Genomic DNA, 22,301 nt, shown 5'->3' with positions numbered 1-22,301 from the left:
ATTATGGCATATACAGAACAAGATTTTCAGGAATTAAAAGCGCGCTTGCAGGTGGAATCGCAAGGCGTATGCGATGTGCCGGATGCGGAAAAGCTGGACGGCATCACATCGTTACCTGCATATCAGTCGGTCGGAAACCAGGGTATGCCCGAAATAGTAAAGGCACCCCTCACGCTGCTTGCAGCTCCTGCTTTGGAAGCCGCAGGCAAAGCGAATGCGGCGGCCGCCAATGCGGACGAAAAAGCAGGTGCCGCCAATGAAGCGGCACAGAAAGTCAACTATGCTGCCGATAGGGTAGAAGAAGCGGTGCGCAATGCCACTGTTGCCGCTGAGGCTGCTAATGCTGCTACTGCCTCTGCCAATCAGGCGACCACGGATGCGAACCGGTCGGCAGGCAATGCGGATGAAAAAGCACAAACGGCACAGGAAGCTGCCGATAATGCTGCTGACACTGCAAACCATCCCACCTATATCGGAAAAGATCACTACGCCTATAAGTGGAATAAAACGACCAAGGTGTATGACAAGACAGATGTCTATTGTAAGGGCGAACCGGGCAGCCCGTTACGTATAGCAGGCGCATACGAAACCCTCGAAGCCTTGCAGGCTGCCATTCCCGATGGTTCGGATGTTGACGGTTTCATGGCTGTAGGTACGAAAGTGCCTTATAATTACTATGTGTGGGTTAATGGTGGTTGGGTGGATCAAGGGCAGATTATCGAAAATTCCGATGTTCTTACCAAGACCAATACAACTGCTTATACACCTACTGCCGACTATCATCCTGCTACGAAGAAATATGCGGAAGCGGCAGCGGTGGCAGCTGTAGACAATGGCAGGAGCGCCGGATATACGATGTCTTTGACAACGATTGATGCAACCGGTCTTGACGGGAATACCTGGTATCCGGTAGTGATGCGTCTTGGCAACGAACATACCGTCAGGATAGAGGTGACGGTAGGGCTGAACAGCCGGTCGGTGCCAAGTTGGAGTACGCATGAGCAAGGGTTCTCCGTAAGGAAAATATGGGAAGTCAACGGCTCCGGTTGGGGTTCATCTTCCGTGAATCGGGATATATTAGTGTCTGATTACGGTTTTGCCGATGTCGATCCGGTAAGAGGAATGGGGCAACTGACGAACCATTCGGATGAGTATGTATATGTCCGTGGCGGTGGCAGGTACTTTTTCTATACCTCGCACAATGTTATTCCTGTGCTGCACACAACTACTTATTCCAATGGCCAGCAATCCGTATCGCCTACGGTTGAAGCGCCTGCCGTTATTTACAGGACGGCTCCGGTAGTCATTATTCCTGCCGAGGTATATGGGGCCAATGACTCCATATCTTCGGAAGAGTTGCTGGCTGCCTGGCGGGGAGTGGACAACTTCAGAAGAGCCGCCAGGCAAGCTGCCGACAGAAACAGCGTGGTGATACTGAAAAACTCGGACGAAAGCCTGCCTTCGAATACGGCGGTATCGAACCGAAGCAGATATACGGACGACAATAATTTTGTCATCAACGTGGCGGTCATCAGGGTCAAGGATAATAGATACCTGTATATTGAGTATGGCATATACCTTACCAATGGCAGGGCAAGGCTGATGCGTTCCACCACCAATTTGGTAGGCGGATCGTCCGTATCAAGGATAATCGAGCTGTCTAAAGCGGAATACGATGCCCTGCCTTCCAAAGACCATAACACACTGTATATAATTCCTGCATAACTATGGAACCGATAAGCCAGAATACAACGAGCGATGCGTATCTTGGACTTGCAACTGTCCGTGAGATACGCAAGGGACCTGCTTTGATATGGAAAAGACCGGATGTCATTTCGTATGAATATGAGTTTGCGGCCAGCCGGAATGCAATCGAAGCTGTCGCCATTCCCGGTCATGACGATTTCAAGGTAACTTCCTATCGAAAAACCTACATCAATGGGGTATTTGTTAAAGAAGAACCGTTAGGATTTACCGTTGCAAAAAACAGTATCTTTTATTCTGAAATAAAAGGAGACTGGGTTACGATTAGGTGGGAGTATAATTATACCGATGGTCCTATTGCCACAAGGATTGATTTGGTCCAGGCCGATAGCGGCAAGGTGCTGAGCCTGGATTTTGTACAAGGGCATGTTCCCGTATGTAGAATTAGAGCCTGGGCGGGTGGAGACAATGTCTATGCTGTTAGCGATAAGCCGGTGGCATCGGATATTTTAATCGGGCTTGAGATAACGACATGGGATAATCCTGACGGCAGTGGTGATATCTGGTATGACAATCTGAATATACGCAAAGGCGAGACCGAAGGTAGGTATGATAGACCGGGTAGTGATATAATAATAGATGGTTCTATTGCTCCGCAGCATGATGATACTTACATATACAGCCTCGGCTATTGATGATATTGAGGCGTTTAGAGCCTGTTTAAAATGTGACGAATAAAAAGAGGAAAACAGACCGAAAAGAAACTCAAAAGAAGCTGAAGAAAAAACTTTTTGAAGAAAATTTAAACAGGCTCTTAATCTAAATGACAAACAACAATGGACAAGCAAATTGAAATGGAACTCTCCGATGCCATTATTGAAAAACCGGTGTGGTTTGGTGTCGGAAAACGAAGATACGGCATTTATCCGCCCACTTTGGGTAAGGCTCAGATACTGAAAAATCTCTATCTCGGCTTGGATTTGGATGCCCGGCTGTTGGCAATAAACCCTTTGGCGGAGGCGATGCGGATTAGCCGGGCAAGTCCGGATATTGTTTGCCGGATTATAGCTTATTCTACGTTCGGCGACAAGGGAAGCATCATGAATACCGAGAAAGTCTTTCAAAGGGCGGATATGTTTAAGGATAGACTGACAACCGAAGAAATGGCAACGCTGCTGTCAGTTATTCTTATGAACGACAAAACGGAAGAGTTTATAAGATATTTCAGCATAGACCGGGAAAAAGAACTCAGGGAACGCCTCGGCAGAGTCAAAGGAGAAAGCAACGGCATCACTTTTGGCGGTAAGAGCATCTATGGGCTTCTGATTGACTTTGCCTGCCAGCGTTATGGTTGGACTATGGACTATGTTCTTTGGGGCATCAGTTATGTCAATCTGAACATGCTGTTTGCCGATGCCATTACTACGGTTTATCTCACTGATGACGAACGCAAACAGTTGGGCATGGGCTTCGGACCGGTAATTAATGCGGACGATCCGGCAAATCGGGATTTGATAAGGGAAATGATTAGCGGTTAGGGGAGTTTTTACTTCATTTTTATATTGTGGTGGTACTTTTACAGAAAGTTGAACTTTGCGTTCACAATGTAACACTTTACGATGCTAAAGTAGAACTTTACAACGCGCAAACAAGCCAGAGTTTAGTGCTCTGGCTTGTTTGTCTGCATTACGGTTGGACCGGTTCTAACCATTTGTTAAAACTTTTAAGGGGCATTTCGAAATAACAATATGGAAACCAATCTTTCACTATTTTCCATGTTTGGTCTTTGTGATGTGGCAATAGGAATCGTACCATTTTTCCGTCATCTGCAATTCTGATTTGCATGAAATCGAACTTTTCGTTTTTGTCTGCGCTTCGAAGTGTATAGCCTGAAGTTTTGTATAAAGTGGACCTATCCCTAAAATCAGCGTATTGTATGTGTGTCTTGAACGAATAAATGGTTTTCGCTTGTTTATTCAGGTGAAATATTTGCTCAAACTCATTGGCTGTGAAGAAGTATAATATATCGCTATTGTAACTATGCCCGCCGGCAGAATATTTATATACGTCTCCTACCTTTCTAACGTAGTCTGTCGATAAGGAGCCTGTATAATTCCTGATTAAAACATAATATAATGTATCATTGTATGTTGTTGTTTTAATCGTTAGTTTATTGAACTTTTGGGTATCTCCAAGTTGGGCATTATATATGTAATTTTTCCTACTTTCCCATTCTCCGCCAACACCGCAATATCCGATGACTTTTTTTAGCGCTTTTGTGGTTTTCTCAAATAGGATATAGTCTTTGGGTTTATTGATTCTTTCTTGACTGAAAGCGAGAGCGCATACGAATGATAATGCTATGCAGATTAATGTCCTTTTCATATTATAAGAAAAACTTTTGAAGTGAAAGATAAACGATGTGTTTAATGTCCTTTGCAAAGGTACTATAAAATCTATCGTTTGCAAACAGAAGATAATTTATTTACTAACCAACTAAAAAAATGAAACATGAGTGAATTAAATTTTGACATTTTGAATAACGATGCCGATTTTGTACAAAAAGCAGCCCGCATACGTGGGGCGATTGGCGATTTGGGTACAGAGTTTGTAACTCTGTCAACTCAGACTGAAATCGGTACTAAAAACATGAAAGAGTTTATCGATGTTTTGAAGGCTCAAATAGACACTGTTATCGGAACATTGCAGAAAGTAAACTCGGAAAATCAATCTCAGGTGTGGAGTTTGCAAACTAATATGGGGGACACTGCTACGGTGGCTGATGCAGACTCCGGAAACATTCAATCGGAACTGTCTGTTCGAAAAGAACTTACTGTGGAAATTCAGCAGCAGTTGAATGAAATGGATGAATTGAAGAACAAACTGTTGGAATATGAACAGGAGGTGAGGCGAACTCAAGAGGTTCAGACTTCTTTTACTTCTAGGTTGAAAGGTGCTAAAGAGGGATTGGATGGAGTATCCGGTGCCCTGTCTGTTGTAATGGAAACGATGTCGATGTTTGGGGTGGAAAATGAGAACCTTCAAAGGATTATGCAGAAAGTGCAGGTTGCAACTGAAATAACAAATGGCCTGCAAGCTGTAAGTGCGGCGTTGAACAAGGATTCAGCTTTCCAATTGAATGTATTGGGCAGAATGAAGTTGTGGTGGCGGAATATTACGATGCAGGCCGCTGCGGCACAAGGAGTGGAGACTGCCGCCGCATCTGCGGGGACAGTGGTTAATTTAGGACTTGCCGGGGCGTTTAGGGCGGTAGGTTTGGCTATTAAATCGATTCCTGTGTTCGGGTGGATTGCTGCGGGAATTTCTGCACTGATAGGAATTTATTCTTTATGGTCTTCAAGTACGGACAAGCAGGCAAAGAAACAGGAGAAGTTGGCTAAGGGAATGGATGAATTTAATAGCAGCATTCACAATTATGCCGCTAAGCCTGTGGCATCGATAGAATTGCTTTCTTATAAATTTAAGGCGCTTGGAAATAATATCGAAGCGCAGAAGAAGTTTGTGTATGATAATAAAAGAGCTTTTGACGAATTGGGGCTTTCTATTTTGAATGTAAAGGATGCTCAACAGTTGCTTATTGAAAATAAGGATAATTTTATTAATGCGCAAATAGCTAAGGCTACTTCACTTGCTTATGGGAATTTTGTAGAAGAGGAGGCAAAGAAATTTATTGATGCCAAAAGAGAACATGATTTCTGGCAAAATAAAGTTGATGCAAAACAGGAAAAATTTGGAGAAAAAAAGAATAACGAAGACAATGTTGATAGGAACTTCGTCTTGCAAAATGATAATTTTACTTCAGAAACAGACAATTTGAGTGTTCGGAAATTTGAGAAGGCAGAAATTCTCGACCCGGATCAAGTTCAGGCGGAACACTTTGAAAGGCTTGTAGAAAAGCATAAAGCAAATATGCAGTATGGGATAGAATCGGCAAATTCATACTTGGAACAGTTTTTCAAATTGATGCCCGCAGAGACGAAAGACGATGGAGCCGCTGGCAGGGAAAACCGGCTTGAGCAATTGCAAAACCGGATCAAGGGTATATCCGAAAGTGAGGCTAACAAACGGCGACAGCAAGCTGTTGAATTGGAACAAGCAAATTGCCAGGCGGAAATTAATGCAAGGGATGAGGGGTTTGATAAGAAAATAGCTCAAATGTTGTTTAATCATGACTTGGAACTGGAAGAACTGGAACGTGAAAAGAAGACTCTTTTGGAGCAAAGGGTTAAAGCGGCTGAAGAAATGTTTAATGCTGCCGAAGATGTGGAAATGGCGAAAGACCCGAAACGGGAAAGGCGGACCTTCGATCCGACGCAAGTTGAACTGACGAAGGAAGAAGTAGAGGCATTCGGCAACCGGGAAAGCAATATCATAAAAAAACAAAATCGGGAAATTCAAGCGGCTTTTGATGCAGAGAAACAAGCTATGAATGAACAACTGGCTGCTTTGGGCAATTATGAACAGAAACGGCAGGCTATCATAGCCTTGGGCGAAAGCAAAAAGAAAGGGAAGAGCAAGGGTGAGCAAGATACCATTGACAAGGAAACCAATAAGGCCCTTTCCAATTTGGACAAGGAAGCCAATAAAGAGAAATCCGCTTTCGATAAATTGTTCTTGAATATGAAGAACAAGAGTGTCAAAGAGATGCGTGATATTGTTAAATCAGCTCAAAAAGAATTGCATTTTGTAGAGAGTGGGAACTGGGATGAACAGACAGGTGAAAAATTAGGGATTAGTGAGATTACTTTTAATGAGTTGCGTAACTCGTCGAAAGAGCTTGAGGACATTAAGGATAAGATTAAAGAGGTTGAAGACCAAACCAACCAATGCGATACCGCTTTCAACCAAATGGCTATCGGTTTTGACAAACTCTTTAAAGCAGGTTCCGATTCCAAGAAACTTACGGAATCCCTCTCTTTGATAGAAACCGGTCTGAATCGGGCGATGCAAGCCGGTAAATTTCTTTCGGGCGCACTTTCGAATTTGGGTGCCGCTTTCGGCAGCGATGCTTTGGGAAAAGCCGCCGAAGGCATCAACGTGGCTATGGATGCTGCCGGCAACGCGATGTCCGGAGCCAAAGCGGGAGCGATGTTCGGTCCGTGGGGAGCGGCTGCCGGAGCGGCGGTGGGGCTTGTCTCTTCGTTGGCAAGCTCGTTGACAAAACTGCATGACGGCCGGCATGAGAAAAGCATTAAAAAAATTCAGGAACAGATAGAGGTGCTCGAAAAGTCTTATAGCGACATGAGCGACTCGCTTGAAAAGGCATACTCCTCGGATGCTTCGCAGCTTATAGAGCAGCAGAATACTTTGTTGGGACAACAAAAGGTGCTTATCCAAAACCAGATAGCCGAAGAGAGAAGTAAAAAGAATGCCGATGCGGGCAGAATTAAAGAGTGGGAGAACCGGATAAAGGATATCGACAAACTGATTGGTGAAAACAAGGAGAAGCAGATAGATGCCATTCTGGGCAGTGATGTGAAATCTGCCATCGATGATTTTGCGCAGGCTTATGCGGACGCATGGTCGGCGGGAAACGACAGGGCGAAGTCTTCCAAAGACTTGGTGAAGCAGATGATCAAGCAGATGGTTATGGAAGCAATGAAAGCCACCACGTCCGATAAGATGGAGGCGTTGCGCAATAAGTTGGCGGGTTTCTTCTCGGATGGCATCATCGATAGCTGGGAGCGTGAGCAGATTGAGAAAAATGCGGAAGCCATTACGAAGGAACTCGACAGGAAGTATGGCTGGGCGGACGAGTATATGAAAGGGGAAGAAAAGGAGTCTGCTTCGCAGGCTGCTACAAGCGGCGGATTTGAAACCATGTCGCAAGAAACCGGTTCGGAACTTAACGGGCGTTTCACTGCCTTGCAGGTGTCGAATGAGGAAATCCGAAATTCCATGCTGCTGGCTTTGGGCAACCTGTCCGTCTTGTGTACCACTGCATCCGACGGAAATATCCTTTTGTCCGAGGTACGGAACCTGGCGTTGATGTCCAACAGCCATCTGGAAGATATCGCGAGATATACCAAGCCTATTTTAGGGTTCGGGGAAAAACTTGATAAAATAGAACGAAATACAGCAAATTTATGAAAACAGTAAATGAAATCATGCAATCGGCAACCCTCATGGGGGCTTGTGCCAAGTCGAAGGGAGTGAGTGACTGGAAGAGCCTCGCTTGGCTGTTCTTCACTCCGCAAGGACGTGAGTTTTGTGAAAAACACAATTTCCCGTCTCTCGAAATGTTTCGGGAGGTAAAGGATAATGTCGCCAAGTATGGCGTTTTTGTGGACGCCGGTGTTGTGAAACGGCAGAATGATGCGGATATAGGCGTGGTTGGAGATACATTGGCGGAGCTGGTGTATGATGACAATACGGTGGTGCATAAGGTGGTTTTGATGCATGGGGCAAAGGCGAAAATCAAGGCTTCTCATTATGCCGTGATTTTGCTGGTGAACATGGGTGATTGTGAAGTGGAAATAGAAAAAGATCAAACAGTGGTAGTATTATGAAAGGAGAATTATTTATCAATGGTAAGGATGCTTACTTGGCATGGGGTGTCAGTATGGACGATACCTCACTGTCCGAACTGATGACACCGCCTGCCAACAAGGCGGTTATAGAGAATGAAAGCCGCCTGCAGCATGGCAAGCGGGTAGTGATGTCTGGTTTGAAACTGGATCAGCGTAACCTGACGCTTCAAATCAACCTGACTGCCGCCACGGAAGCCCAGTTCTTTGCGCGATATAATGATTTCTGCAAGGAATTGGCAACCGGTGTACTCAATATAAAGACGAAGTATCAGCCTGATGTGGTGTATAAAACCATCTACCTCTCGTGCGGGCAGTTCAGCCAGTTTATGAGGGGTATCGGGAAATTCAGTCTGAAACTGAACGAACCGAACCCCGACGACCGTAGGCTGTAATAACGGACTAAAGGAGAAGAAGAAATGAAATATTTTACAATTACGGAACTCTGCCGTTCGCGTACGGCTGACCGCTTGGGTATCGCCAACCGGTGTGGAAGTGAATATGCGGCAAATCTGGTCGCTTTGGTGGATAATGTGCTGGATCCGTTGCGCGAATGGTATGGCAAGCCTGTCAGGGTGAGCAGTGGTTATCGTTGTCCCGAACTGAATGCGGTGGTGAAAGGCTCGGCTGTCAGTCAGCATTTAATCGGACAGGCGGCGGATATTGATACGGGGGATAGAGGACAGAATAAATTGCTGTTTGAGTATATCCGTAAGCATTTGCCTTTTGACCAGCTTATTGATGAGAGCAACTTTGCCTGGGTGCATGTCAGCTACCGGGCGGATGGTAAAAATAGAAAACAGGTATTGAAACTATGAGAAAATTGGTGTTGTCGGTGCTACTGGTGGTGGCGGTTTGCTCTTGTAAGACGGGAACAGTATACCTGCCTATGGAAACGAGGATATTGGATAGTATCGTATATCATGATACGGTATTCCGGGAGAAATTGGTGCCGTATAAGGATAGCGTAGCTGTTTCCGATACGATGTCGGTCTTGTCCAATCCCTATGCTTACAGTTATGCGGAATGGAGCGATGGAATGTTGCATCATTCGCTCGGTATTTATCCTTTTGCTTCTGTAGTGGTAAAAGTCCCTTATTTCATGGAGAAGATACGGAGAGTCGAAGTTCCCAAACCTTATCCGGTAGAAAAAGATTTGACGAAGTGGCAGCGAATTAAAATAGAATTCGGCGGTTGGGCGTTCGGCATAATCGTTGCCTGGTTTTTGGTGGCTGTCGGGAAATATGTGTATGGGAAATAAAAAAACGACAAACAATTTTTTATTGTTTGTCGTTTTTTTATTGTCGGAATGAGGCGACTCGAACGCCCGACCCCTACGTCCCGAACGTAGTGCGCTACCAACTGCGCTACATTCCGATGCCTTTTTCGAAAAGTGGTGCCACCAGGAATCGAACCGGGGACACAAGGATTTTCAGTCCTTTGCTCTACCAACTGAGCTATGGCACCTTTTTCGTTTGCGGGTGCAAAGATAAAGAGTTTTTTTTATACTACAAGGATTTTTGATGAAAAATATTAGAAAAATCCCCTTTGTACCTTTTTGATTAAAGACAAAGGGGATATTGTTGCCATTTATCGGACCGGATTTCGGTGTGGTGGCTTAAGCTATATTCGGGTTAATGCTATGCCAATCCTTAATAGGAGGCAATACGCCCATTCCGATGACTTCGTCACGAAGTTTGCAAAGATGTGCATAGCTTTCTTTCAACTTGGACTCTTCTTCGGGAGTACCTTTCAACTCCTTGTAATGTACGCCGCCTTTGTTGATTTCGGTTTCCATAGCCATCATGATGTGGTCGAAACCGTGACTGTGTACATACGTGCCTGCAGGCCAGCGGAATGGTTTTCCTCCCATAGCGGCGGCAATCATTTCAATGGAAATATAGGAAGGGCTTTGGAAAGAGGAGCGGCCGCGTAAGGCGATGATGTTGGCGCCGCCTTTCGTTACTTTGGTTTGTATCTCTGTCCATTGTTCCTTGCTCAAGGCGGGAGTGCCGATGATGTCCAACAACGGTTTTCCGTCTACCTTGGCTGTAGAGGCATATACCGCCATCTGTTCGCCATGTCCGCCGTAAGTACGGCAATTCTCTATTTTATCGGGAGCTATTCCGAAATGCTTGGAAAGTTCGCTACGCAGGCGGGTACTGTCGAGTGCTGCCAGTGTCGTAACTTGGGACGGTTTTAGCCCTGAATACAACAATGTAATCAGCCCCGTGATATCCGCAGGATTAAAGACTACAACCACGTGCTTCACGTCCGGACAATAGGCTTTTATGTTTTTTCCGAATTCTTCGGCAATGGCGGCATTTCCTTTTAATAAATCTTCGCGGGTCATGCCTGCCTTACGGGCGGCACCACCCGATGATACTACATATTTTGCATCGGTCAGGGCTTCTTTGATATCGGATGTGAACGTCAGGTTCAAGCCTTCGAAACCGCAGTGGAACATTTCCTCTGCCACACCTTCCAGGCCGGGAGCATAAGGGTCGTATAAACAAATGTTCGGAGTGAGGCGCATCATGATTGAAGTTTGTGCCATGTTGGAGCCAATCATACCGGCGGCACCTACAATGGTCAGTTTTTCGTTTGTAAGAAATTCCATAATTATATTATTTAATGGTGAATAACGAGCGTTTTTGTTGATTGCTTCGCTACAAAGATAACCGCTTTCCGGTGGAATTGTTCATATAAAAAAGTTATCTTTTAGAGTGAAAAGTTATTCCTTATCTTTATCTTTGCGCAGGAGGACAAGATAAATTCCGCACTTCTGTGTATGATTGTCTTTAATCATGAACGATAAACGTCACGAAATATAATTTATATGAGTATAGAGTTAGGAAAGTTCAATACCTTGAAGGTGGTGAAAGAGGTTGATTTCGGTATGTACTTGGATGGTGGTGAAGAAGGAGAAATACTGCTCCCCTCACGTTATGTGCCCGAAGGGTGCAAACCGGGAGAAGAATTGACTGTATTTATCTACTTGGATAACGAGGAACGGTTGGTAGCTACTACGTTGACTCCATTGGTGCAGGTCGGGCAGTTTGCTTGCCTGGAAGTGGCATGGATAAATCAATATGGCGCTTTCCTGAATTGGGGGTTGATGAAAGACTTGTTTGTTCCTTTTCGCGAACAGAAGATGAAGATGCAGGTGGGAAAACGATATGTAATCCATGCGCATTTGGATGATGAAAGCTACCGGATTGTAGCATCGGCAAAGGTAGACCGCTATCTTTCGAAAGAGAAAGCGCCTTATGGGACCGGACAGGAAGTCAGTATACTTATTTGGCAGAAAACGGATTTAGGTTTCAAGGCTATTATTGAGAACAGGTATAGCGGTTTGTTATACGAAAGTGAGATATTCCAGCCTTTGCATACGGGTATGGTGTTGAAAGCCTACGTGAAACAGGTGCGTGAAGATGGCAAGATTGACCTGATGCTTCAGAAACCGGGACAAGGTAAAGTGGAAGATTTCTCTACTGTCCTGTTGAACTATATTCGTGAACAGGGCGGGCAAATCGCACTGCACGACAAGAGCCCTGCCGAGGAGATTTACGATACATTCGGTGTCAGCAAGAAAACCTTTAAAAAGGCAGTTGGTGACTTATATAAAAGACATCTGGTATTGTTGCAGGAGAACGGTATCGGATTGGCAAATGCCGTTAACCCCTAATCATAATAGGGTTTTCCCTATAATATATTAGAGAGAAACAAAAGGATAGGGGGAAATATTCCCCTATTTTTGTTATTACTAAGAGCCTGTTTAAATTTTGTTCAGCCTTCTTTTGGAAAAGAAATTAAACAAGCTCGAAGAAAGTTGACAGAGTATAAACTTCTAAAAAAAACTATTATGAAACGAATATTGTTTATATTATTTGCCGCAATGATGAGTTCCGCTGTCTGCCATGCGGCTATGAGTAACAGCAAAGTACGTAAAGAAACACGTTTTCTTACGGACAAAATGGCCTACGAACTGCAACTGAATACGGAGCAGTATAATGATGTGTATGAAATCAATTATGATTTCATTGCGGGTGTGCGCTATTTGATGGACGATGTGCTGAGGGGGGAAGAATGGGCGTTGAACCGTTATTATGATTATCTGGATGTACGTAATGACGATTTGCGTTGGGTGTTGAGCAACAGGCAGTATTCCCGTTTTATGCAGGCTGCTTATTTCTTCCGTCCGATTTATGTGAGTGGCGGGCGCTGGGCCTTCCGGATTTATATTACTTATACCAATCCGAATCATTTCTACTATCCGCGTCCTTATCACTACCGTACCTATTCCGGTGGGCATTATCGTACCCATTATCATAATGCAAGCTACTATCGGGGAAGGCATAATCATCCTGTTTATAACGGCTCTTTCCGTATTCGTGATAATAAATCATACCATACGAGCCGACGGTCTGATTTTGGTTCGGTCAAGATTCGTCCTAACTCCGGTACGCGCCCTAATGCCGGTGAACGCCCTAACACCAACCAACGTCCCAATAATCCCGGTATACGCCCTGACAAGGAGCAACCCAAACGTCGTCCGGCTACCGGCACTCCGGCACATCGTTCCGATGCCAAGAAAGAAGTCAATGTGCCAAAACGCGGGCAAAGTACCCAAAAGGAAAGTGTAAGGCGTAGCGGTTCCTCGTCTTCTACGCGTGAGACTCGTGCTTCTTCCCGTTCGTCCGAAAAGGGAAATGGAGTATCAAGACGCAATTAAGTTCTTGCCTATGCTTGTTTAATAATCAATGAAGGGGTGTCGAAACTACGATTGATGTAGCATTTCGACACCCCTTTCTTTACACACACAACTAAAATTATATTTATTCGATAGGTTCTCCTTTGTAAAAGTCCAGTATCTTGGTACGGAACAGATATTCGTATTTCGCCTGGAGTTCATCGGATTGTGCTTTCATTAAATTCTGTTTTGCTTCGTTGTATTCTACGGCATTTGCTTTCCCGTTTTCGTACTTTTCGTTCATCAGTTTAAAGGATGCTTCGCTTGCCGTTGTCGCCGTGTGGCTGCTTGTGTACTTGCTTTCGGATGCTACGGCATTGTACCATGCCTGTTGTATCTCTTTGTAGAGATTCTTTTTGGCATTGTCCAGTTGCAAGGAGTAGTTGTCGCGTTGCAGGCGGGCTGTACGTACCCGGTTGCGTGTTGCTAATCTGTTGAAGATGGGTACGCTTAAGTTGAAACCTATGTATTTATTGAAGTTATCATTCATCTGTTGGCTGAAAGTGCGGTTGATTGTTGAATAGTAGTTAGTACCGAGACTTCCGTTGAGGCTGAGTTGCGGATAGTAGCCGCTTTGAGCAATTCGGATGCTGTGTTTGCTCCCCTCCAGGCGGTACTGTGCGGCTTGTATGGCTGCTTTGCCGGCTAATGCTGTCTGGAAGATTTCATCCGGCGGAGTGAGCGGGATGAGTTCTGTCATTGTGGCAGGGGTTTCCAAGAGGAACCCTTCCGGCGTTTCCAATTCGATAAGCTGGCTGAGGGCGAGTAGCGCTAACCGGTGGTTGTTCTTCGTTTGCACTGCATTCATCTCATCCTGTGCCACACGTGCTTTGGCTTCGGCAACTTCTGCCGGAGAAGCTTTTCCCACTTCTGCCAGGCGTTCTATGCGGTTGTACTGTGCTTTGCTCAATTCTACTTGCCCTAAAGACACCCGATGCAGTTCTTCATTGAACAATACCTGCAAGTAGGCTGAAGCAATGTTGATAGAGATATCTTCTTTCGCTTTCTCCAGATCGGCAAGTGCGGCTTTTAAGTTGAGTTTGGCAAGGGCGTATCGGTTGGGGATTTCAAGTCCGGTAAATAACGGAATGTTGGTAGAAACGGACATATTTGTCCCGTGGCTGCCTGTATTGACATACACGGTGGAGTAGTCGCCGGTATTTTCGTCCTTGATTGCGGTCTGCGTACGTCCCCAGTTCCAGCTTTGTCCGGCATTGGCATTGAGGTTCGGCAACCGTGCCCATTTGGCGGTATTCACTTCGATGTTGCTTTGTTCGGCTGCATTGGCTGTACGGCGGATATCAATGTTATGTTCGATGGCATAGTCTATACATTGGCGCAACGACCAGCGCTCTTGTGCCTGGAGTTGCAGGCATGCCAGCATAGCCAGGCTGATAAGTATATTCTTCTTCATGGTGTTCCTGTTATTTCTGACAATGATAATTATTTCTCTTTTTTCTCAGCACCACGTACTTTGTCTTTGGCGGTCAAGCCGCTCTTGACGGCAATCTTGATACCATCGCTCATGCCTACCTCTATTGGCTGGCGTTTGAAGGTCTGTTGAGGCACACTGTCAGTCAGTACGTACACAAAGGTACTGTCTCCGCTGAACTCAACGGTGCTTTCCGGCAAGGTAAGTGTCTTTTGGGCGCGTTCCAGCACAATCTCCGCATTGGCGGAATATCCGGAGCGTATTTGTACGCTGTCCGGCGCCTGAATGGCGGCTTTGATTTCAAATTGGTTGGCTCCGTTTTCTTCCACTCCTTTCGGAGAAATGTATTCCAGCACGGCATTGAAAGAGAGGTTTCGCAGTGCGCCGATAGTCAGTTTTACCGGCATGCCTTCGTGTACGCGTCCTACTTCGGTTTCGTCCAGGTTACCCCGGAAGATGAGGTCGTTCATATTGGCAACGGTGGCTATCGTTGTTCCGTCGTTGAAGGTGTTGCTCATGATAACGGAATTGCCGACTTTGATAGGTACATCCAAAATCAGCCCGGTAATGGTAGAGCGGATTAGTGTACTGCTGAATGAAGCATTGCTCTTGGTAATACCCTCCTTTACGATTTCCAGGTTGTCTTTTGCCGTTTGCAGTTCTTCGCGTGCCTGTTTTACACTAACTTCCCCTTTCTCGTATTCTTCGTTGCTGATGAGCTTGTCGTTAAACAACTTTTTTATGCGTGCAAAGTCCGTTTCGGCTTGCCGGGCATTGATTTCTGCCAGACGGACACGGCTTTCGGCTGAGTTCAGTGTTCCCAGTTCGGGTATAACCTTTACTTTGGCAATCACTTCGCCTTGCTTGATGCTCTGCCCGGCTTCTTTATATACTTCGGAAATGATACCGGAAATTTGTGGCTTGATGAGTACCTCATCTCTCGGTTCCACTCTTCCGGTAGCTACGGTGGTCTTTTCCAAATCAGCTATTTCCGGAACGATGGTTTCGTACACCTTTGCCGTAGGCTGGGATTTCTGATATAGAAACACGAATGTCCAGATAAATATGCCGGCTATTACTACCAGCGATGCGATTTTCAGATACTTCTTTGTTTTCATCTTGTTTATTGTATTATTGTTTTGTTTTTCATTTATTATACTGTTGTTTATCAATTGCTTTGTCTTCTTGCCGTTTCTCTCATTCGTCCCTTATCGCTTCAATCGGCTTGATTGCCATTGCACGATAGGCGGGTGCCAGTCCTGCCAACACTCCTAAGGCAATGAGAAGGGCACACGTGCCGATGGCAAGTCCGAATGAGACTTGAAAATGAGTCTTGATGACTCCCGGATCGTTTGCCGCACTTTCTAAGATGTGTAATATAAGTACGGCAAAAGAGATACCCGCCATGCCTGCTACGGTGGTCAGTACCATACTCTCCGAAAGGATTTGTTGCAGGATATCTTGGGGACGGGCACCGATAGCACGTCGTATGCCTATTTCCGTAGTGCGCTCCCTTACTGTAACCATCATGATGTTGGATACACCGATAGCGCCGGCAAACAGCGTGCCCAGTCCTACCATCCAGATAAGGATATTTGTACCTGTCATCAGGGTGTCCATCATGGAGAACATTGCTTCTGCATTCAGGAACATGATAGCCTGTTTGTCATCGGGTGCGATGGAATGGGCGGCTTTGATTCTATGCTCTATTTCCGGTTCTACATCCGTGACCTTCACTCCCGATTTCATGATAAAGCATACGACATCTATTCTTTGTCCCAGGTTGTACGTTTGCTGCATTGTTGTGAAAGGCAGGGTGACGGCTTCCGAAGCCTGTCCCTGTATGTTGACATTACCTTCGGAAGAGCACATGCCAATGACACGGTAATAAATTCCATTTACCCTAATATGTTTCCCGCAGGGGTTTTCACCCTGTCTGAAGAGACTTTCGTACACGCGCTTGCCTATGACGCATACTTTTCGCGCTTCGCGTATATCCACATCATTAATGAAGCGGCCGTAGGTCATTTCCTGATGTTCTACCTGTTCGTACTCGGGGTATAAGCCTTTGACGCTGCATTCGTATTTACTTTCGCCGTAAACGGCTGTTTGTCCCCAAAGAGCGAATGACGGAGTGGCTGTCTTTATTCCGTTGATGCTGCGTACCCGTTCCACGTCTTCCATTTCCAGGTCCCACCGGCGTCCTTTGCGAAATCCCTTGTAGGCTTCGCTTGTCTTTTGTGCCGCGATAAATCCGGAGTTTGTGGCAAAACCTTCAAATTGCGCTTCCATTTTCTCCTGCATCCCTTGTCCGCCTCCGATGAGCGCCACCAGCATAAAGATGCCCCAAAAAACGCCGAATGCCGTCAGCAGGCTGCGTGTCTTGTTTCTTGTAATCGTGACGAGGATTTCCTCGCATGTATCTATGTCTATTTTCATAATCGTTTAGTCTGCTCTAAGTGCTTCGATAGGACTGATGCTTACTGCCTTTTTCGCTGGAAAGAAACCGGCAAGCGTACCTGCGACAATCAACGTCAGCGTAGCTTGTATGGCAATGCCGATGTCTACTGTGGGGTCGGAGAACATCCTGGCTTGGAACATACCGGCATCTGCCGTTTGGGTGCCGAAAGCGGCATTCATCCATTCCGTTGCTCCAATGCCCGCCACCATGCCGATGTAGCCGAAGAAAGTAGTAATCGTGACACTCTCCACGATGATAAGCCAAAGGATAGAGAACGGTTTTGCACCTAATGCCTTACGTATGCCGAACTCTCGCGTGCGTTCCTTGACCGTAATCAGCATGATATTCGATACGCCTACAATGCCGCTCAACAACGTAAAGATGCCGATTACCCAAATGGCGGTACGGAGCAGGCTTGCCACGTTTTGCGTCTGCAGGTATTGTGTGAAGCGGTTCCATATCCAGATTGCACTTTCGTCTTCCGGATCAAAGCGGTGATTGGATGCAATGACCTTACGGTACTCTTTTTCGAAGGCTGTATTGGCTTCTTCGTTCGTCAGGTTTTGGGTGGTGAAGATGATGTTGTTGAGCTTATCACCTTTGTTGTAGATGGTTTGCAGGGTAGAAAAAGGGATAAAAGCCATGCTGCTTTGGTCGCCCTGGTCTTCATACAGTCCTACCACCCGATAGGCTACACCGCTTGCGTTGACGAATTTGCCGATTGGTTCCGTGTGTGATTTTCCGAAAAGGATTTCAGCCGATTTCTTATGAAGGATGATTACTTTCCGCTGTTCTCTGATGTCGTTCTGGTTGATGAAGCGCCCGCTTGCGGTTTTTATCGCTTCGGATTGTACATAGTTCGGGTGTACGCCCATTACTGAGATATTGATATATTCCTGTCCGAAGTTGATATTCATACTGCCTTGCGATAGGGTGGCACCGGCAGTGACAATATTGTCGGGGAAGTATTTCCCGGTTGCGATGAGGTCTTTGTTGTCCAATCGGATACGTCGTCCTTCTTTTAGTCCTTCATACGACTTGGTGGTCCAGCCACCGCCCAAGCGGATAGAGTTCAGTGCACGTTCCGATGTGTTTTGTTCGAAAGCATGGATGATACCGTTGCCTGCTCCCAATAGTACGATAAGCATAAAGATGCCCCATGCCACTGCAAAGCCGGTGAGGAACGTGCGTAACTTGTTGCGCTTGATTGTACCGTATATTTCTTGCCAAAGGTCAATCATGTGAGCTCGTGATTTTGTAAGTAAATGATTTTATGGGTTTTTCCTTATTTCATGAAACCGTTTTTGCCGAATGGCGATGCATCGTGATTTAAGTTCTCTTCGATGCTGCCAATTATGCCGTCTTTGATGTGGATAATCTTATCCGTCTGATTGGCGACACCGCTTTCGTGAGTTACGACTACGATAGTCATTCCCGTTTCGTGCAAGTCTTTCAAAATCTGCATGACTTCTACGGAAGTCTTGCTGTCAAGGGCGCCGGTCGGCTCGTCGGCAAGGATTATTTGAGGCCGGGTAATCAGTGCGCGGGCAATGGCTACACGTTGCTTCTGTCCGCCGGACATTTCGTTGGGCATGTGGTGCGCCCATTCTTTCAGTCCCAGGCGATCCAAATATTCCAGTGCCAGTGCATTTCGTTTCCGGCGCCCTATCCCCTGATAGAAAAGCGGGAGCGCCACGTTCTCCATTGCATTCTTGAAAGATATCAGATTGAACGACTGGAAGATAAAGCCAATCATGCGGTTACGGTATTCGGCGGCTTTGGATTCGCTCAGGTTTTTGATGAGCGTGCCGTTTAAGTAATATTCTCCGGTGTCGTAGTTGTCTAAAATCCCTAATATATTAAGTAAGGTAGATTTTCCGGAGCCTGACGCTCCCATAATAGATACGAATTCTCCCTGTCGGATATCAAGATTAATTCCTTTGAGAACGTGTAGCGGCGCACCGTTATTGTAGGTTTTGTTGATGTTTTTTAGTTGTATCACGGTTTCCTTTGTTTATTGTTTTGTTGATTTTTACTATTGGACGCATCAATGTCACGAAAAGTTGCAAACGAAGTAAAGTTTTTTTCAGAAAGATTTTGCAGTGTCGTTTTTCTTTGTGTAATTTGTAACCATCAATATTATAACTAACCCTTTAAACAAAAAGTAAATATCATGAATTCAAACATGGAAAAACCCTATGTAGTGGGGATTGACATAGGCGGTACGAATACTGTCTTTGGTATCGTTGACGCACGTGGTACTATTATTGCGAGCAGTTCCATTAAAACGGGAACTTATGAACAGGCAGACGATTATGTAAATGAAGTATGTAAGAATCTTCTTCCGTTGATTATTGAAAATGGCGGTGTTGATAAAATAAAAGGTATCGGTATCGGTGCTCCTAACGGTAACTATTATAACGGTACAATCGAATTTGCTCCGAATCTTCCGTGGAAAGGTGTAGTTCCTTTGGCTGCCATGTTTGAAGAGCGCCTGGGCATTCCTACTGCGCTTACCAATGATGCTAATGCCGCTGCTATCGGTGAAATGACTTATGGTGCGGCGCGCGGTATGAAGAATTTTATCATGATAACTTTGGGTACGGGCGTAGGTAGCGGTATCGTTATCAACGGACAGATGGTATATGGTCACGATGGTTTTGCCGGAGAATTGGGGCATACCATTATACGTCGCGAGAATGGTCGTCTTTGCGGATGCGGGCGCCATGGCTGTCTGGAGACTTACTGCTCTGCTACAGGGGTAGCGCGTACGGCACGTGAGTTCCTTGCCGCACGTACCGAGCCGAGTTTGTTACGTTCTATTCCGGCGGAGAATATCACGTCTAAGGATGTATATGACGCTGCCGTGCAAGGTGACAAATTGGCTTTGGATATTTTCGAATTCACCGGTACTATCCTGGGTGAAGCTATTGCAGACTTTATTGCTTTCTCCAGCCCCGAAGCAATTGTCTTGTTCGGCGGATTGGCCAAGTCCGGAGATTATATTTTCCAACCTATCCAAAAAGCAATTGATGCCAATGTCCTGACTATTTATAAAGGTAAGGCGAAATTGATGATGTCCGAACTGAAAGATGCGGATGCTGCCGTATTGGGTGCCAGTGCATTGGGATGGGAATTGAGAAGCTTGGAATAAGATATTGAGGATAAACGTAAAAAAGGGAAGCCGATTGATTCGGCTTCCCTTTTTTATTTCGAAATAAAAGTCCGGTATTAACCGTTAACTCTTTTTTCTTTAATTCTTGCTTTCTTACCGGTAAGAGCACGCAGATAGTACAATTTAGCGCGACGAACTTTACCCACTTTGTTCACTTCGATGCTGTCGATAGCCGGTGATTCAATCGGGAAAATACGTTCTACACCTACAGTACCAGACATTTTACGTACGGTAAAACGCTTCTTGTCGCCATGTCCGGCAATCTTGATAACAACACCGCGATACAACTGTACACGTTCTTTGTTACCTTCGATGATACGATATGCTACTGTGATTGTGTCACCTGCCTTGAAGCTCGGGTGTTGTTTGCCGGTAGCAAATGCTTCTTCTGCAATTTTAATTAAATCCATTGTTTTTATTATTAAATTGTTTGATCGTTACAACGCAACATACCAGGCTTCTCACTCGGTGTCCTGACAGCGATTGCGCGAAAGCGGTGCAAAGGTAGAGTTTTTCTTTTGATTGACAAAGGGATGTGCGTTTTTCTTTTTATATTTGTAGCGATTTAAAAACGGACAACTATGAAGAGAAATTATTTGAAGTTCGTCTTTGGCTTAGTGTCGGCGGCGATGTTTTTGTTTGCATCCTGCCGTTCCGTCTGCGAAGTGACGAAAGTTGAAGGACGTATGCAATTGATAGATTCTACGTATGATGTGAATCCTGATGCGGAAGCCGTGGCGTTGCTTGCTCCTTACAAGGCAAAAATAGACAGTATGATGTGCCGGGTGGTGGGCACTGCCGAAATGTCCATGGATAAGGGGGCTCCCGAAAGTCTTCTTTCCAATCTGGTGGCGGATGTGCTGCGCGGGGCGGCTACGCAGGTGCTTGGAAAACCTGCCGATATGGGGCTTGTGAATATGGGAGGATTGCGCAATGTATTGACGGAAGGTCCCATTACCTGTGGTAACATCTATGAAATATTACCGTTCGAGAACTCGCTTTGTGTGGTGACTTTGAAAGGTGCTGATTTGAACCGTCTGTTTGAAAATATAGCGGCGTGTGGTGGCGAAGGGGTCAGCGGTGTGCAGTTACGGATAACAGGAGACGGGAAATTGCTCCGGGCTACGGTGGCGGGTAAACCGGTTGTTGATGATAAACTGTACACGGTTGCCACGATTGACTATCTGGCGGACGGCAATGACGGCATGACTGCCCTGATTCAGGCGGAAAAGAGAGAGTGTCCTCCAGGTGCGACTCTACGTAGTTTGTTTATGGAGTATGTAGAGCGACAGACTGCGGCAGGAAAGAAGGTTGCCGCACGTATGGAAGGACGAATTACTGTAGAAAATTGAGAATGGAAAACTAAAAAAGAGTATTTGATGAAACGTATATCTATATATTGCCTGTTGATATGCTGTGTATTGTTGGCAGCATCGGCACAGGAGACCAAACAATTGGTTATCCTTCATACAAGTGATACCCATAGCCGTATCGAATCTATCGACGCGCATGCTGCCGACCGATATGCCGGTATGGGTGGTGTGGTGCGCCGTGCCACTTTTCTGAAAGATTTTCGTAGCAAGAATCCGGAGGTCTTGCTCTTTGATTGCGGTGACATTTCACAAGGCACTCCATATTACAATCTTTTCCGGGGCGAGGTGGAAGTGAAGATGATGAATCTTATGGGCTACGACGCCATGGCTATCGGTAATCATGAGTTCGACTTCGGGTTGGATAATATGGCCCGTCTGTTTCGTATGGCGGATTTCCCGGTGGTATGTGCCAATTATGACGTAGCCGGCACTGTCCTTGAGGGATTGGTGAAACCTTATGTCGTGATAAATCGCGGTGGAGTGAAAATCGGTGTATTCGGACTGAGTCCTCAAATGGAAGGGCTGGTGCAGGCGGATAAGTGTGAGGGTATCGTCTATAACGATCCGATTGCCGCGGCACAGGAAGTGACTGACCATTTGCGCGCCAAAGAGGAGTGTGATGTGGTTATCTGCCTTTCCCATCTCGGACTTCGTCTTAAGAATGCGGTTTGTGATGAGAAATTGGTGGCTGCAACTAAAGGTATTGATGTGATTTTGGGTGGTCATACCCATACCTTTATGGAGAAACCGGCTGTTTACTTAAATGCCGAAGGTAAGAGCGTTCCGATATTGCATTCCGGTAAGAGTGGTATTTTAGTGGGAGAATTGAATTTGACGTTGATTAAGGAGTAGTAG

Annotated in this window: 21 protein-coding genes and 2 tRNA genes; 13 read left to right on the top strand and 10 right to left on the bottom strand. The window is 45.6% G+C overall.

Annotation, left to right across the window (positions count from 1 at the left end; genetic code table 11):
• The first annotated feature begins 3 nt into the window (after positions 1–3).
• The 3 genes from QZ327_RS01265 to QZ327_RS01255 all read left to right on the top strand — a co-directional run bounded on the left by QZ327_RS01265 (position 4) and on the right by QZ327_RS01255 (position 3,242).
• Positions 4–1,725, top strand: coding sequence for a hypothetical protein (locus tag QZ327_RS01265; RefSeq protein WP_294616450.1), 1,722 nt, complete (start codon positions 4–6; stop codon positions 1,723–1,725).
• Positions 1,726–1,727: 2 nt separating this feature from the next.
• Positions 1,728–2,399: a hypothetical protein gene (locus QZ327_RS01260; protein WP_294616449.1), complete on the top strand. Its 672-nt coding sequence runs from the start codon at positions 1,728–1,730 to the stop codon at positions 2,397–2,399.
• A 141-nt stretch (positions 2,400–2,540) separates the two neighbouring features.
• Complete coding sequence (locus QZ327_RS01255; protein ID WP_294616448.1) at positions 2,541–3,242, top strand: hypothetical protein; 702 nt, start codon at positions 2,541–2,543, stop codon at positions 3,240–3,242.
• Between the two features lie 148 nt (positions 3,243–3,390).
• Here the strand turns inward: QZ327_RS01255 and QZ327_RS01250 are convergent, their stop codons facing one another.
• The gene (locus QZ327_RS01250) at positions 3,391–4,089 is read right to left on the bottom strand and encodes a hypothetical protein (RefSeq protein ID WP_294616447.1); all 699 of its coding nucleotides are present in this window, start codon (positions 4,087–4,089) and stop codon (positions 3,391–3,393) included.
• Between the two features lie 126 nt (positions 4,090–4,215).
• Between QZ327_RS01250 and QZ327_RS01245 the strand changes: the two genes are divergently transcribed.
• The 5 genes from QZ327_RS01245 to QZ327_RS01225 are packed head-to-tail and all read left to right on the top strand — an operon-like array spanning position 4,216 to position 9,513.
• On the top strand, positions 4,216–7,815 hold the full coding sequence (locus QZ327_RS01245; RefSeq protein WP_294616446.1) for a hypothetical protein: 3,600 nt from the start codon (positions 4,216–4,218) through the stop codon (positions 7,813–7,815).
• The gene (locus QZ327_RS01240) at positions 7,812–8,234 is read left to right on the top strand and encodes a hypothetical protein (RefSeq protein ID WP_294616445.1); all 423 of its coding nucleotides are present in this window, start codon (positions 7,812–7,814) and stop codon (positions 8,232–8,234) included. The genes QZ327_RS01245 and QZ327_RS01240 overlap by 4 nt, the downstream gene beginning before the upstream one ends.
• The gene (locus QZ327_RS01235; protein ID WP_294616443.1) at positions 8,231–8,647 is read left to right on the top strand and encodes a hypothetical protein; all 417 of its coding nucleotides are present in this window, start codon (positions 8,231–8,233) and stop codon (positions 8,645–8,647) included. Before QZ327_RS01240 ends, QZ327_RS01235 begins: the two co-directional genes overlap by 4 nt.
• 24 nt (positions 8,648–8,671) lie before the next feature.
• Complete coding sequence (locus tag QZ327_RS01230) at positions 8,672–9,070, top strand: D-Ala-D-Ala carboxypeptidase family metallohydrolase (protein ID WP_294616442.1); 399 nt, start codon at positions 8,672–8,674, stop codon at positions 9,068–9,070.
• Entirely contained in the window at positions 9,067–9,513 is a 447-nt protein-coding gene (locus QZ327_RS01225) for a hypothetical protein (protein ID WP_294616440.1), read from the top strand. The genes QZ327_RS01230 and QZ327_RS01225 overlap by 4 nt, the downstream gene beginning before the upstream one ends.
• Positions 9,514–9,556: 43 nt before the next feature.
• On the opposite strand, the gene QZ327_RS01220 is transcribed toward QZ327_RS01225, so the two are convergent.
• From QZ327_RS01220 to QZ327_RS01210, 3 genes are all read right to left on the bottom strand, one after another.
• Positions 9,557–9,629: transfer RNA gene (locus QZ327_RS01220), tRNA-Pro, on the bottom strand.
• A gap of 17 nt (positions 9,630–9,646) precedes the next feature.
• Positions 9,647–9,719, bottom strand: a tRNA-Phe gene (locus QZ327_RS01215).
• A 151-nt stretch (positions 9,720–9,870) separates the two neighbouring features.
• Positions 9,871–10,872, bottom strand: coding sequence for a malate dehydrogenase (locus tag QZ327_RS01210; protein ID WP_294616439.1), 1,002 nt, complete (start codon positions 10,870–10,872; stop codon positions 9,871–9,873).
• A gap of 219 nt (positions 10,873–11,091) precedes the next feature.
• On the opposite strand from QZ327_RS01210, the gene QZ327_RS01205 reads away from it, so the two are divergent.
• Both QZ327_RS01205 and QZ327_RS01200 read left to right on the top strand, forming a co-directional pair.
• Positions 11,092–11,940, top strand: a complete 849-nt coding sequence (locus QZ327_RS01205; RefSeq protein WP_294616437.1) for a S1-like domain-containing RNA-binding protein — start codon at positions 11,092–11,094, stop codon at positions 11,938–11,940.
• Positions 11,941–12,117: 177 nt separating this feature from the next.
• Positions 12,118–12,987, top strand: coding sequence for a hypothetical protein (locus QZ327_RS01200; protein ID WP_294616435.1), 870 nt, complete (start codon positions 12,118–12,120; stop codon positions 12,985–12,987).
• Between the two features lie 103 nt (positions 12,988–13,090).
• On the opposite strand, the gene QZ327_RS01195 is transcribed toward QZ327_RS01200, so the two are convergent.
• From QZ327_RS01195 to QZ327_RS01175, 5 genes are all read right to left on the bottom strand, one after another.
• The gene (locus tag QZ327_RS01195; protein WP_294616432.1) at positions 13,091–14,419 is read right to left on the bottom strand and encodes a TolC family protein; all 1,329 of its coding nucleotides are present in this window, start codon (positions 14,417–14,419) and stop codon (positions 13,091–13,093) included.
• Positions 14,420–14,448: 29 nt separating this feature from the next.
• A complete protein-coding gene (locus QZ327_RS01190; RefSeq protein WP_294616431.1) occupies positions 14,449–15,555 on the bottom strand; it encodes an efflux RND transporter periplasmic adaptor subunit in 1,107 nt (368 codons plus the stop codon).
• A 79-nt stretch (positions 15,556–15,634) separates the two neighbouring features.
• Positions 15,635–16,876 carry an ABC transporter permease gene (locus tag QZ327_RS01185; protein WP_294616429.1) on the bottom strand — a complete coding sequence of 414 codons (1,242 nt, stop codon included), beginning with the start codon at positions 16,874–16,876 and terminating at the stop codon, positions 15,635–15,637.
• A 6-nt stretch (positions 16,877–16,882) separates the two neighbouring features.
• Entirely contained in the window at positions 16,883–18,139 is a 1,257-nt protein-coding gene (locus tag QZ327_RS01180) for an ABC transporter permease (RefSeq protein ID WP_294616427.1), read from the bottom strand.
• A 44-nt stretch (positions 18,140–18,183) separates the two neighbouring features.
• A complete protein-coding gene (locus QZ327_RS01175; RefSeq protein WP_294616425.1) occupies positions 18,184–18,900 on the bottom strand; it encodes an ABC transporter ATP-binding protein in 717 nt (238 codons plus the stop codon).
• Between the two features lie 171 nt (positions 18,901–19,071).
• Here QZ327_RS01175 and QZ327_RS01170 point away from each other — a divergent pair, with 171 nt between their 5' ends.
• Positions 19,072–20,052, top strand: a complete 981-nt coding sequence (locus QZ327_RS01170; protein ID WP_294616424.1) for an ROK family protein — start codon at positions 19,072–19,074, stop codon at positions 20,050–20,052.
• Between the two features lie 77 nt (positions 20,053–20,129).
• Here the strand turns inward: QZ327_RS01170 and rplS are convergent, their stop codons facing one another.
• Complete coding sequence (rplS, locus tag QZ327_RS01165) at positions 20,130–20,483, bottom strand: 50S ribosomal protein L19 (protein WP_294616422.1); 354 nt, start codon at positions 20,481–20,483, stop codon at positions 20,130–20,132.
• A gap of 171 nt (positions 20,484–20,654) precedes the next feature.
• On the opposite strand from rplS, the gene QZ327_RS01160 reads away from it, so the two are divergent.
• Both QZ327_RS01160 and QZ327_RS01155 read left to right on the top strand, forming a co-directional pair.
• Positions 20,655–21,425 carry a 5'-nucleotidase C-terminal domain-containing protein gene (locus QZ327_RS01160; protein ID WP_294616420.1) on the top strand — a complete coding sequence of 257 codons (771 nt, stop codon included), beginning with the start codon at positions 20,655–20,657 and terminating at the stop codon, positions 21,423–21,425.
• A gap of 27 nt (positions 21,426–21,452) precedes the next feature.
• The gene (locus QZ327_RS01155; RefSeq protein ID WP_294616418.1) at positions 21,453–22,298 is read left to right on the top strand and encodes a bifunctional UDP-sugar hydrolase/5'-nucleotidase; all 846 of its coding nucleotides are present in this window, start codon (positions 21,453–21,455) and stop codon (positions 22,296–22,298) included.
• Positions 22,299–22,301 lie beyond the last annotated feature (3 nt).

It is taken from the genome of uncultured Bacteroides sp., from assembly GCF_910578895.1.
GTDB lineage: Bacteria > Bacteroidota > Bacteroidia > Bacteroidales > Bacteroidaceae > Bacteroides.
Note: the sequence above shows the minus strand (reverse complement) of the source record. Positions and strands in the feature narration are given on the sequence as shown.